The sequence below is a fragment of the Paenibacillus harenae genome (assembly GCF_030812415.1).
GTDB lineage: Bacteria > Bacillota > Bacilli > Paenibacillales > Paenibacillaceae > Pristimantibacillus > Pristimantibacillus harenae_A.
The window spans coordinates 364,240-377,101 of record NZ_JAUSST010000005.1; the positions used below are offsets into that span (position 1 = coordinate 364,240).

The window sequence follows — 12,862 nt, forward strand, 5'->3', positions numbered from 1 at the left end:
CGATTCTATCACATCCTATGATGCTCATCCACTACCAATGACTATTTATTTCGGGAAAACATCAATGGGCGCTTCGGATCGGAGTAAGAATATAATACGTATCTTGGCCATGCGTCGTTTCAATTATGATCGGCCTCTCTCTTCCGGTCAGGCGCATGCATAACTGCTCGCTATCAATAGCATTTACAATTTCCTTCATATACTTACCGTTAAAATACACCGTAATCGCCTCGCCCGTCCTCCCTACAAGCGCCACCGCTTCCGTCACGTCGCCGATGTCCGGCGACGTGGCGAACAGTTCCGCGCCTTCTTCTGTGATGCGCATCCCGATAACCCGACTATCGCCCGCCAGCAGCGATACCCGTCCGACCGCTTCCCCGAAAGAAGCGGTATCCAGCTTGATCTCGGTGCCAAAGGCAGGCTGCAGCAGCTTGTCGGTGGAAGGGAACTGGCCCGGAATAAGCGAAGCCTGCATGATGAAGCCGTTCGTCTGAAAGCGAATATCGTGATCGCCGAAGCTTATCTGCGTGGAGCTCGCGGCGTCTGTTAGCATTTTCGAATAATCGTTCAGATGTTTGGCTTCAATGACGATAGATGGCAGAGGATTGCCGAAATTTTCCGCGTCAATGCTTGTAGTGAGGGCTGCGAGGCGGATGCCGTCCGTTGCCAGAAGCTTCAAACTGCGGCCATCTTCCTGCATGGTCATGGATACGCCCGTGAGAACGGGGCGCGCTTCCGACGTGGAAGCGGCGAACGCGACTTGCCCCACGATCGTTCTAAGATCGCCGTTATTGATGAGGATGGAGGTCCTGTCATCGAAAGGGGACATATCCGGAAATTCATCCGCGTCCATCGTTGCAAGTCTGTAAACGGATTGTCCCGATTGCATGTGCAAAATGCCGTTCTCCGCCATTTGGAGCGAAATCACACCACCCGGTAAACTGCGGACAATATCGATCAAATAGCGCGCCGGAACGACGGCGCTTCCCGATTGTTGGACGGTAAGCATCTCGGAAGGGGAGGGCAATTGATATTTCAACGTCATCGTTAGCTTGGAGCAGGTCAACGTGAGCTGATGAGCGTCGGCCTGCAGTTTAATGCCCGCAAGTATGGGCTGGACAGGTCTGGAAGGCAGTCCTGCCGCAATGTGCTGCAAGGCGTGGTGAAGCGAATGTCTTGTAATCTCTATATGCATGGCGATCACCTATTTCCCGATTCGGACATGTACGTCTCGAGCATGCTTCTAATGACTTCCGATTTGGAGCGGCCGTCCTTCTCGCAGAGCGCATCAATCTGCTCCCATGCTGAAGAAGGCAGGGTTAACGATATTTTCCGAGTTTCGCCGATTCCTTTGCGCCCCGCGCCGGCTCGTGGTCCGCCTTGCGAGAACATGATCGATAGCTGGCCTTCATTTTCGGGAATGCCCAGCTTTATTTTTTTAGAGGACATAAGCGCACAACCTCCATTTGATTAAGGTAACTTAATTCAAAATACAACTATCTTAACTTTACCATGCTGCTTTACGGTTGGCAATCGCTGTTAATCGGGCGGGTGCGATAAGCCATCAGGACGATGGACGTCAAGCTGCGCCAAGAGGTACAATGAGCCTGAACGGAAAGGCCATATTTATATCAAGGAGGACTGCTAGCATGCTTCGTTTGTTTAATACGCATAAGATAAGAAAGGTACAGTCGTTGGAGGGGGAATGGCAGTTCCAGCCGATTGACAAGGAAGCGTCGCCTTACGACGGCGATTACGGCTATGTGCTGCCCGTGCCGGGCTGCTGGGAGATGCACCCGCGATTCTCGACGTATCAAGGTCGGGGGGCGTACCGCAAAACGATCGAGGTCGAGCGGGAAACGGCGCTTCGAATCAGCTTTCAAGGCGTTAGCCATACGGCGGACGTGTATTTCGATGGCCGCAAGGTTGCGCACCATTATAATGCGTACACGCCGTTCACTGCCGTTATTCCAGGCGTCAAGCCGGGCCGGCATGAGATTGTCGTCGAAGCCGACAATAGCTTCAGCGAAGCTTCCGCTCTACATATCCCAAACGATTACTACACCTATGGCGGCATTATTCGACCGGTGAGCATTGAAGCCGTGCCGGATGTATATATTGAAAGAATACAGTTTACGCCTATATGGAAGGACGAGCGGTGGCAAGGCGTCGTTGACGTGCATGTCCGCAATATCGGCGCCGAATCGGCAGCGATCAGGCTGGAGGGTTCGCTCGGCGGTGCAAGCTTCCGGATCGGAGAGCGGCAGATCGCCTCGAACGAGTCTTGCGTCGTTACGGTCACGCGTGCTTTTGACGGCGTTGAACCTTGGTCGAACAAGAAGCCTCGGCTCTACCTGCTCGAAGCGCAGCTGTTCGGCGATGCCACGGATGGACCTATAGACGACCTCATCGAACGAGTCGGCTTCCGTACCGTAACGACGCAGGGAGGCTTCTTGCAGGTGAACGGGGAGAATGTCGTCCTGAAAGGATTCAACCGGCATGAGGATCATCCGATGGTAGGGCCTTCTTTCCCTTATCAGCTTATGGTGCAGGATGTGGAGCTGATGCTGGGAGCCGGTGCGAATGCGGTTCGAACGAGCCACTATCCGAACGATGAACGCTTCCTCGATCTGTGCGACGAGCGAGGCATTATGGTATGGGAAGAGAATCACGCCCGCGGCCTTAGTCTGGAGCAGATGCACAATCCGAACTTCGAGCGGCAATGCGAGGATTGCAACCGCGAAATGGTCGAGAGCCATTATAATCATCCGAGCATAATCATATGGGCGATACTGAATGAATGCGCCAGCGATACGGAGGATGGACGACGCATGTACAAGAAGCAGTTCGAGCAGATTCGATCCATGGACAGCTCGCGTCCGCTTTCCTTTGCCAGCCACCATAGGGAAAGGGAGCTCTGCTTCGATCTGGCCGACATCGTATCTCTCAACCTCTATCCGCAATGGTACACCGATGAGGATCCGGGCGATCTATGCGATAGAGCTCGACAATGGGCTGACGAGCTGGGCGGATTAGGAAAGCCGATGATCATGAGCGAGTTCGGAGGCGACGGCTATTACGGCTTCCGGGAGCCTACAAGGGTTAAGGGGACGGAAGAGCGGCAGGCCGATATTATCGAGAGCAATCTTGCCGCCTATACGCAGCGGCCTTACGTGTCCGGCATGTTCATCTGGCAGTTCTGCGATTGCAGGGTGAGCGAAGCGACCGGCTGGCTGCTGACGCGCGCCGGTACGCAGAACAGCAAAGGAATCGTGGACCGGTACCGAAGGCCGAAGCTTGCCTATGAAACGGTGAAGCGATATTTTCAGGAATAGCATGAAGTAGTCGTCAAGGAACGAATAGGTTTGCCGAGGACGGATAACGCCCGATCCGGCAAGCCTATTTGGCATAAAACGAAAGTCCTATCCATATGGATGAGTATAATGGAGGCCGGAGAGGGTGAGCGCATGAGCAATCGTTACCCGTATTACAATCCGTATCGGCCGGGTAAACCGCGAGGCTACCGCCAATGGAACGGTCATGCATTGGCGTCGATGATTCTCGGCCTATGCAGCATCGTTTTTTGGTGGACGTGGCTGCTTAGCATCGCATGCGGAGCGATCGGACTATTGCTGGGCTTCAAAGGGATCGATTCGCAAAGGCCGGGCATGGCCAGAGCCGGCATTCTCACTTCGTTAGTTGGACTTGGCATCGGTGCGGTTACCTTATTGCTCAAGGTGATCTCATGGTTGTGATGTGGTACATGATCCTGTGCAGCGCCTTGTTTATCGTTCTCATTGCTGCGCTTCTATCGGGGAGTCGTCCGCCGGCAGCACCGCAAGAAGAGTCTGCGCGAGAGAAGGTTCGGATGCAGATCGTTCCGGGAAGCGCGCAGCATATCGGGGAACGGGAGGAGCAGCAGGACGCTTACTGCTTCTCGGAGCTTGACGAAAGCGAAGCGGTGCGGAAGTACGGCGTCCTGGCCGTGCTCGCCGATGGAATGGGCGGGCTGGCGATGGGAGGCGAGGCGAGCCATCTAGCCGTGCAGTCGATGCTGCGAGCCTATACGATGAAGGCGGACGAAGAGGATATCCCGCAAGCGCTGGAGCGGGCGATCCGCATGGCTAACCGCGCTGTCTACGAGCTGGCGATGAAGCATGAGCTTGAATGGGGCGTAGGGACGACGCTTACCGCGGTCGTCGTATCGGAAGGCCGGCTCTACTGGACTTCGGCGGGAGACAGCCGAATTTACTTATACCGCGAAGGGACGTTAAGCGCGCTTACGAAGGATCATATCTACGCGAGGCGGCTGGATGAGCTCGTCAAAGCGGGGCATATGACCCGCGAGGAAGCGGATAGCCATCCAGATAGGCAGCTGCTGACGAGCTATCTGGGTATTCCGGAGCTGCAGGAGATCGATAGTCATGCAACGCCGTACCGTTTGCAGCCGGAGGATTGGATCCTGTTATGCAGCGATGGCCTCTATGAGGGGCTGACGGAGCAGGTGATGTATGAAGCGGCGAAGCTGCCGCCTCAGCTGGCTGCTGAATTTATCGTGCGGCAGGTGATTGCCGAAGGGCGGCCCTATCAGGATAATGCGACCATCGTGATCGTCAATTATAGGGTATCGGTACATAAAACTCAGCCTTTCGACGCTTCTACACGACGTGGCAAATAAAAGGCGGGCATAGGATGAACAATGTTCGAGTTTGCTTAGGATGCATGGAACGGACGGGCGGGACGGCAGTATGCCCTTACTGTGGCTATGCGGCAGTAACGCTGCCAAGCGCACCGTGGCAATTGATGCCGGGCACGATCGTGAACGGCCGTTACTTGATTGGCAAGGTGCTTGGGCAAGGCGGCTTCGGCATTACTTATTTGGCGTGGGATCTTAGTCTGGAGACGAAGCTGGCGATCAAGGAATATTTGCCGCGCGATCTTGCGACGAGAAATCTTAATCAGTCGCTCGTCAACGTCTATTCGGGGGAGGCGCAGCAGCAGTATGCGCATGGGCTCGATAGGTTTCTGGACGAGGCCAAACGATTAAGCAAGTTGGGCGCCCATCCCGGCATCGTGTCGGTGCGCGATTTTTTCAAGGAAAACGGGACGGCTTATTTGGTTATGTTTTATTTGGAAGGACAGACCTTCAAGGAGTTTCTTAAATTGCAGGGCGGGCGCGTGTCGTTCAAAGCCGCGCTTGGCATTATGCTGCCGGTTATGGATGTGCTGCGGGTGCTCCATGCTCATCATATATTGCACCGCGATATTAGCCCGGAAAATATCTATATGACAAGGAACGGGCAGGTGAAGCTGCTCGACTTCGGAGCCGCTAGACAGACCGTTGGCGAACATAGCTTATCAGTCGTCCTAAAACCGGGTTATGCGCCGGAGGAGCAGTACCGGACGAGGGGGAAGCAAGGTCCGTGGACCGATCTGTATGCGGTGGCAGCCACCTTGTACCGCGCGATCACGGGTCGGATTCCGCCGGAATCGCTGGATAGGCTCGATCAGGAATCGCTCGTGCCGCCTTCACATCTGCATGCGGTCATCGATCCGAATGAGGAAGCGGTGCTGATGAAGGCACTTTCCGTACATGCCTCCGATCGCTTCCAATCGGTGCAGCAGTTTCAAGCTGCGCTTACAGAGGGCAGAGCGGAGCTGCCGCGCAAGTCCGGCACACCGCCTCCAGTGTCGTTGTTGCCGCAGCCGGAGCTGCACCTGCCTGGAGAGCCACAGCCATCTCGATATACGAAGAAACAGCAGGTCCGCGCTTCGCTTGGGCGGCCTCGTTCCATCCTGAGGTGGATGAGGGTCGCAGGCGGCGGCGTCTTGCTGCTTATCGTCATCATAACGGCCGCGATCATGCTGTTTGATCGCGGGTCCGGAATGTCCGTTGCGCCAAGCAGCTTTATTCAAGTAAAAGAAGGGACTTTATGGCTCGACAATCCGACTTATGTTACCGCTGCTCGGTTCCCTTATAAAACGGATCGGATCGTGTTCATGCACCCCATGGAGAAGGAATCCTATACGTCCTTCTGGGGGTGGAACGGCTTCGAGCTTTCCGAGGAGAAACGGTGGTTTATTCCCGACGAAACTTTAACATTAAATGCGACATATAGCGTCCAAACAAATGAGACGCTGATTTACTATCATGCCAAACATCATTATTATGCGCTATCAGACGAGGGGGAAGGAATAGAAGCGTACGATCCGGCTATGACGGCCTATACGAGCCGAGCGATTCATTACGGTTACGTAGATGGAGACAACGTAGAAGACGTTGTTATTGCGTATGAGAGCGACGGCGGCGATACATATCTAAATTGGAGGATGGCAAAGGACAATGAATCGGCGGAAATGATGCTGCCTTTCGCGGCGGACGGCTTCGAGCTTATGGATGGGAATGGAGACGGCGATAAGGAGATTCTGTTCATGGACCGTACCAAGGGCCGTGCCTACATATACGACTGGGACGGCACGGCTTTCGTTCAAGTTCTTGACGAAGACTTCGGCGGCAGTCTGCTAGCCGTTTATTCCTGGGACTTGGACGGCGACGGGGTATGGGAACTCGCAACGCTTCATGCAGACCCTGACCACAATACATTGGTCATCCGGCAATACGATGGTACGGCTTACTTGGCGCAGGAGGAGCTGGACGTGGGCAATAAACAATTTTTGCTTTTGGGCCGATTCGACGACGACGATGGGCTGGACTTTGTTATGCTAGGGGCTTACCGCAATTCGGTTGTCCCCTACGCCTTTTACCGGTATGAACCGTAATTATCGTGATGGCTACTGTACGGTCGTTCGGTTTTTGTCGGTTTTTTTCGATTCGTACAACGAGTGGTCGGCTTGCTGGAAGCATAAAGGCGCCAGGAAAGCGACGTATGGCGACAATACATAATTGATTAGCAGCTGCGCGCCAAGAATGAAGGTTGACATCGCCCAAAATAAGTTCAATATTCCACGATTCCGTTTTTGCGTATAACGCAGAAATACGGTAGTGGGTAGAGATATAACGTCCTCATTTCCAAAGGGTATAATAATGGCAGCCAATCGGTGTACCGCCTGCAATATTTTTGCAGAACGGCAGCTATTCCTTTATGATTCGAGGTTTTCCTTCGAAAATTACCGATGATTAGAAAAACGTGGATTCGGGGTATTCTATTATGGACAACGGATACTTCTGAGGGAGGCGATAGGAATGGATAAAAAAGAGGATCTTGAGGATCGCGAGCATAACGATCTCGTGACGGAGCGGGATATCGATCCGGCTTTCGGACTGTTTGCGGACGAGAAGCAGACGGAAGAAGTGATGGACGCGACGGATGAGCTTCTACGGAAATACCCGGATAGCGAGGCGGGCTTATTGGGCGCGGTAATCGCGGATGAAGGGGATGGCGAGGTAGATACGCCGGAAGAAATTTCGGCGGAGATCGCTGCCGTTCCCGATGCCGATGTCATTGCGATGAACAGTCCGGTGGATCCGGCTGCCCCCGAGGATGAGTTCCACGGCACCGACCTGCTGAACGGCGTCGGCCGCCATCCGGAGGAAGAGACGGAGGAGCAGTAGTCTGCGTGCGGAATTTGGAAGGGGGCTGTCCCAAAAGCCAAGGCTTAGGGACGGCCCCTTGTGCGTACACATCTAACCTCTGGCTCCTATATTGGATTTTTGTAGTATATTGGGACGGAATGAATGGTGGCGGGGAGCTATGTTGGATTTTCGCAGTAACTTTGAGCGTTTGAGGGCATTTTGAGTATAAAACAGAGGTCTATGTTGCGAATATCCAATATAGCTCTCGATATGGCGCGAAACAGCCCAAAGGTACTGCAATGATCCAGTATAGCCACTTCGCACAACCCACGCCATGAACGAACCATTCGCCAAGCACTTATGAGACAGCCTCTTTTTTTGCGAAGCGGTACGAGACATACGAGAACATGAGATTTCCATCTGATTAATTCTCTAATTATTAGGGTTTTTACAAAAATTATGGGATGGTACAATCATCCATGTTAGCGCTTTCTGATAACGCTTTCAAGATGAGGGGTCGATAAGGGTCTGATCGATATATCTCATATTTTGTTTAGAGCCAAATCCCTGAAGGAGGTAAATCAGCACATGTTTACACCCAACAAGCACTTTCGTATTTTTTTGATCGTATCCATCTTGTTAGCCATGATCGTTCCTTCCGCAAGCGCGGCCTCGGAGAAGCGCCCCGCGGTCGGTGTCCCGAAGAGCAAAATGCAATCGTACGTCGAAGCTATGCAGCCCGGATGGAATCTAGGCAATACATTCGACGCGACCGGCGCCGACGAAACGTCGTGGGGAAATCCGCGCGTGACGAAGCAGCTCATCCAGCACATCGCTTCGCAAGGATTCAAAAGCATTCGCATCCCGATTACATGGGATCATCGGATGGGCGAGGCTCCGGACTATACGGTCGATCCGGCGTTCATGGACCGGGTCGAAGAGGTCGTGAACTGGTCTCTGGATGCCGGATTGTACGTCATGATCAACTTGCATCACGACTCGTGGCTGTGGGTTAACCGGATGGGAACCGAGCATGACCTCGTGCTTGACCGATATAACGCAGCATGGACGCAGATCGCCGACCGGTTCAAAAACTATCCGAAAGAGCTTTCTTTCGAAAGCATCAACGAACCTCGCTTCTCTGACGGCTGGGGAAATAGCGGGGATGCTCATTTTGCAATGCTCAATGAATTAAATACGTCTTTCCATGAGATTGTTCGCGGCTCCGGCGGAGAAAATGCCGAGCGCCCTCTCGTCCTGCCAACGCTCGAGACGAACGCGAACCAGGATCGGCTCGACGCGTTGGTGGACACCTTCACCGAGTTGAACGATCCCAACCTGATTGCCACCGTTCACTATTACGGATTTTGGCCGTTCAGCGTCAACATCGCCGGCTTCACCCGTTTCAACGAGGAAACAAAAAACGACGTTATTCAAACGTTCGACCGCGTCTATCAATCGCTCGTGGCTAAGGGCATCCCCGTTATTCTGGGCGAATACGGTTTGCTGGGCTTCGATAAAAATACAGGCACGATCGAACAAGGCGAAAAACTGAAATTTTTCGAGTTTTTGCTGCATTACATTCAAGAAAAAGGCATCACCCATATGCTATGGGACAACGGGCAGCATCTCGACCGAAACGAGCTTCAATGGAACGATCCGCAGCTGTACGGCATGCTCAAAGCGAGCTGGAAGGGCCGCTCCGCAACCGCGGAAACCGACTTGATCTATTTGGCTAAGAACGCAGCAGCGCAAGATACGGCCATTCCGCTCGAGTTGAACGGCAATCGATTGACGGCTCTTCGTCATGATGGTAAAAACTTGCGCAAAGGTACCGACTATTCGGTAGAAGGCGATGTCCTCATCGTGAAGGCGAGCTTGCTCTCCAAACTAACGGCATCGGGCGCTTACGGGGAGAACGCGGAAATCACCGCGAAATTCAATAAGGGACAGGACTGGACGTTTGACGTCATCGTCTATGACACACCGGTGCTGCACGATATATCCGGAACGGCGGACGATTTCTCTATCCCGGTCGCCTTCAACGGCGACAGGCTTGCTACGATGGAAGCCGTATACGCGGCCGGAGGCAATGCGGGTCCGCAGAACTGGACATCGTTCAAGGAATTCGCGTACGCTTTCTCGCCTTCGTACGACACGAACGAGATCAAGCTCACGCAAAACTTCTTCAACGAAGTGAATGACGGCGAAGTCGTGCTGACCTTCCATTTCTGGAGCGGCACTACCGTCGAATACAGGATTAATAAGAGCGGAAACGTTATAACCGGTTCCGCAGCCTAATAAAAATGAAGCCAACCGAGCATGCGGTTGGCTTCATTTTTATTGAGGTGTGGTACAATTGAGGAACAAATGTTCTTGGAGGAGCCCGGGAGACAAGCCATGTCAGACAAACCCAGCACGATCGCGATATCGGTAAGGCATCTGGTCGAATATGCGTATCTTAGCGGTAGCATCGACGTGAAGCTGAATGCGGTCGACTCGATGCATGAAGGAACGAAAGCGCATCAGCGAATTCAACAGCAATACGGCGAGCTGGACCGTAAGGAGGTCTACTTGAAAGCGGACATCGAGGCGGAAGGCCTCTTATTTGCCGTGGACGGCCGGTGCGATGGGCTGCTTGCTACCGAGCCCGCCATTACGATAGATGAGATCAAGTCGACATCCGGCGATCTGGACCATATAACGGAGCATTCCTATCCGGTGCACTGGGCGCAGGCGATGTTCTATGCTTACATGTATGCCAAGGATGAGGGACTGCCGCAAATGCGCGTGCAGTTGACTTATGTGCATACGCAGTCGGACCGTCTTCAGCAATTCGACCGCGTTGTTTCCTTCGAGGAGCTGGAGCGATTCGTAGCGGAAGTGGTTCGCCTATACGTTCCTTATGCGGCTCTCCGCCTTCGTCATGCCGCGGAGCGGGATGCGAGCATCGAGGCGCTCGCGTTCCCGTTCGGGGCGTATCGCGCGGGACAGCGCAAGCTTGCCGGTGCGGTCTATAAGTCGATCGACGAGGGCGTACGCCTATTCGCCAGAGCGCCTACGGGCATCGGCAAGACGATATCGACGACGTTCCCGGCGGTCAAGGCGATCGGGTCCGGTTTGCTGCAGCGCTTCTATTACTTGACGGCGCGCACGACGACAAAGAAGGCTGCGGAGGACGCGCTGCTGCTGATGGATGCGAAGGGACTGCGCATGCATGCGGTCACGCTTACGGCAAAGGATAAAATATGTTTCCAGGACGAGGTGCGCTGCGAGAAGGAGCATTGCCCGTATGCCGAGGGCTATTACGACCGAATCAACGGGGCGGTGCTCGATATACTCGCGAACGAAACGGTGATGACGCGGCCGGTCATCGAGCGGTATGCGGAGAAGCACCGCGTATGCCCGTTCGAGTTCTCGTTGGATGTCGCCTACGCGGCAGATGCGGTGATTTGCGACTATAACTATATTTTCGACCCGCGCATTTCTTTCAAGCGGCAATATAACGAGCAGAAGAAGAGAACGGCCCTGCTTGTAGACGAAGCGCATAATCTGGTCGACCGGGCGCGGGACATGTATTCGGCCGAGCTTGCGAAGTCGGCGTTTCTAGCGTTGCAGCGGGAGCTGAAAGGAACGGATTCGGCAGGCTATAAAGCCGCTAAGGCGGTCAACGATTATTTCATTGCGCTGCGCAAGCAGAACGAGGATTCGCCCCAGCTTGTCGAGAAGCAGCTTCCGACTGACTTAGTGGAGCTGGCGGAGTCGTTTGCCGCCGCGGCGGAACCGCTGCTCGCAAGCGGACAAGGCGTAAGCGAGCTGCTGCTCGACACCTATTTTGCCGTACAAAGCTTCATTCGTGTTGCGAAGCACTATGACGAGCGGTATGTAACGTTAACCGAACGGACGAATAACGAGCTGCGGGTGAAGCTGTTCTGCCTCGATCCATCGCAAATGCTGCAGCTGATGGGCAAGGGGTACCGGTCTCATATTTATTTTTCCGCTACGCTGTCACCGGTTTCCTACTATATGGACATGCTCGGTGCCGGGGAGAAGGACTATACGCTTGCCGTCGCTTCGCCGTTCGCGAAGGAGCAGCTCGAGGTCGTTGTGAAGGCTGTTTCGACCCGCTATCAGGATCGCGACGATTCGTACGGGCCGATCGCTCGTCAGTTGGCGCAATTGGTAGCGGAGCGTCCTGGCAACTACTTCGTTTTCTTCCCGTCGTATGCGTATATGAACGCGGTGCATAAGACGTATTTGGAAAGCTGGGCGACAAGTGAGGGTGAGGGTGCATCGAAGACGGATGTGCTGCTGCAGCAGCCGGATATGTCGGAGGAACAGAGGGATCAATTTCTGGCCAGCTTCCAGGCAGGCAATGAAAACTCGTTAATCGGCTTTGCGGTGATGGGAGGCGTGTTCTCGGAGGGCGTCGATCTGGAGGGAGACCGGCTGGTGGGGGTCGTTGTTGTTGGCGTTGGACTGCCGCAGTTAGGACTTGAGCGAAATATGATTCGGGACTACTTCAATGAGCAGGGCAAGAGCGGCTACGATTACGCCTACGTCTTCCCCGGCATGAACAAGGTGCTGCAAGCGGGCGGACGCCTCATTCGCTCGGAGACCGATCGGGGCACGCTGATGCTCATTGACGACCGGTATTTGCAGCCGCATTATAATCGGTTGCTCCCGGAGGAGTGGAGGTGTTAATGGCGCCCTCGTTCTCACATCGCTGCCCGTTCCGGCGACTCTTGATCCGTACAGCGCTGAATGAACCGTGGCGTTGCTCCGAATTTCCTCTCCAGACGGTCGGCGGCATAGAGGAAAAGCAGCAAACCAATCAGCGATACCGTCACCGACAGCGGCGTAATCCATACGGTAGCCGGCTGGGTGAAAAAAGGGATAAAGGATACGGCCAGTATGGGCGGAGCGTTCCATCTGAACTTGCGGATCAGCCATATCACCGCTACCGTGTTGAGTAATATCGACAGGACGCCGGTGCTGAAGTACATGCAGATCGAGCCGACCAGCGACGCGGTTACGGCGCCTAAGGCGATTCTTCCGACCTCTTCCTTCTTGAAAGGCTTCGAGATGAACAATAGGCTGAATGCGCCTAGTGTCGGGAAAAACAACGTATGCATAATCGGAAAATGCAAGGAGATCCAGTAGATGAGAACAATATAAACGCATATGGCGACTGACTTGATGGTCATTGTATGATAATCCTTCTTTCGGTGTCTGCAATATAGGAGTACAGGCAAAGAGCAGACCCTATTATACCACCTGACACAAAAATAACGCCATTCCCATATTCAAGGAGATATTGGCGGATAA

11 protein-coding genes are annotated in these 12,862 nt (G+C 53.9%); 7 read left to right on the forward strand and 4 right to left on the reverse strand.

Annotated elements, in window-relative coordinates; genetic code table 11:
* Positions 1-61 precede the first annotated feature (61 nt).
* Positions 62-1,195 (reverse strand): DNA polymerase III subunit beta, encoded by a 1,134-nt coding sequence (gene dnaN / locus J2T14_RS19785; protein ID WP_307473488.1) that lies wholly within the window; start codon positions 1,193-1,195, stop codon positions 62-64.
* A 5-nt stretch (positions 1,196-1,200) separates the two neighbouring features.
* On the reverse strand, positions 1,201-1,449 hold the full coding sequence (locus tag J2T14_RS19790; RefSeq protein ID WP_307473490.1) for a ribbon-helix-helix domain-containing protein: 249 nt from the start codon (positions 1,447-1,449) through the stop codon (positions 1,201-1,203).
* A 200-nt stretch (positions 1,450-1,649) separates the two neighbouring features.
* On the opposite strand from J2T14_RS19790, the gene J2T14_RS19795 reads away from it, so the two are divergent.
* From J2T14_RS19795 to J2T14_RS19810, 4 genes are all read left to right on the forward strand, one after another.
* Entirely contained in the window at positions 1,650-3,335 is a 1,686-nt protein-coding gene (locus J2T14_RS19795; RefSeq protein ID WP_307473492.1) for a glycoside hydrolase family 2 protein, read from the forward strand.
* 132 nt (positions 3,336-3,467) lie between these two features.
* Positions 3,468-3,755, forward strand: coding sequence for a hypothetical protein (locus J2T14_RS19800; RefSeq protein WP_307473494.1), 288 nt, complete (start codon positions 3,468-3,470; stop codon positions 3,753-3,755).
* Positions 3,755-4,678, forward strand: a complete 924-nt coding sequence (locus J2T14_RS19805) for a PP2C family protein-serine/threonine phosphatase (protein ID WP_307473851.1) — start codon at positions 3,755-3,757, stop codon at positions 4,676-4,678. The genes J2T14_RS19800 and J2T14_RS19805 overlap by 1 nt, the downstream gene beginning before the upstream one ends.
* Positions 4,679-4,692: 14 nt before the next feature.
* On the forward strand, positions 4,693-6,780 hold the full coding sequence (locus J2T14_RS19810) for a protein kinase domain-containing protein (RefSeq protein WP_307473497.1): 2,088 nt from the start codon (positions 4,693-4,695) through the stop codon (positions 6,778-6,780).
* Between the two features lie 12 nt (positions 6,781-6,792).
* On the opposite strand, the gene J2T14_RS19815 is transcribed toward J2T14_RS19810, so the two are convergent.
* A complete protein-coding gene (locus J2T14_RS19815) occupies positions 6,793-6,960 on the reverse strand; it encodes a hypothetical protein (protein WP_307473499.1) in 168 nt (55 codons plus the stop codon).
* 244 nt (positions 6,961-7,204) lie between these two features.
* Here J2T14_RS19815 and J2T14_RS19820 point away from each other — a divergent pair, with 244 nt between their 5' ends.
* From J2T14_RS19820 to J2T14_RS19830, 3 genes are all read left to right on the forward strand, one after another.
* Positions 7,205-7,573 (forward strand): hypothetical protein, encoded by a 369-nt coding sequence (locus J2T14_RS19820; RefSeq protein ID WP_307473501.1) that lies wholly within the window; start codon positions 7,205-7,207, stop codon positions 7,571-7,573.
* A gap of 549 nt (positions 7,574-8,122) precedes the next feature.
* Entirely contained in the window at positions 8,123-9,835 is a 1,713-nt protein-coding gene (locus J2T14_RS19825; protein WP_307473503.1) for a cellulase family glycosylhydrolase, read from the forward strand.
* Between the two features lie 99 nt (positions 9,836-9,934).
* On the forward strand, positions 9,935-12,238 hold the full coding sequence (locus J2T14_RS19830; protein WP_307473505.1) for an ATP-dependent DNA helicase: 2,304 nt from the start codon (positions 9,935-9,937) through the stop codon (positions 12,236-12,238).
* 14 nt (positions 12,239-12,252) lie between these two features.
* On the opposite strand, the gene J2T14_RS19835 is transcribed toward J2T14_RS19830, so the two are convergent.
* Positions 12,253-12,741, reverse strand: a complete 489-nt coding sequence (locus J2T14_RS19835) for an HPP family protein (RefSeq protein WP_307473506.1) — start codon at positions 12,739-12,741, stop codon at positions 12,253-12,255.
* Positions 12,742-12,862: the final 121 nt, after the last annotated feature.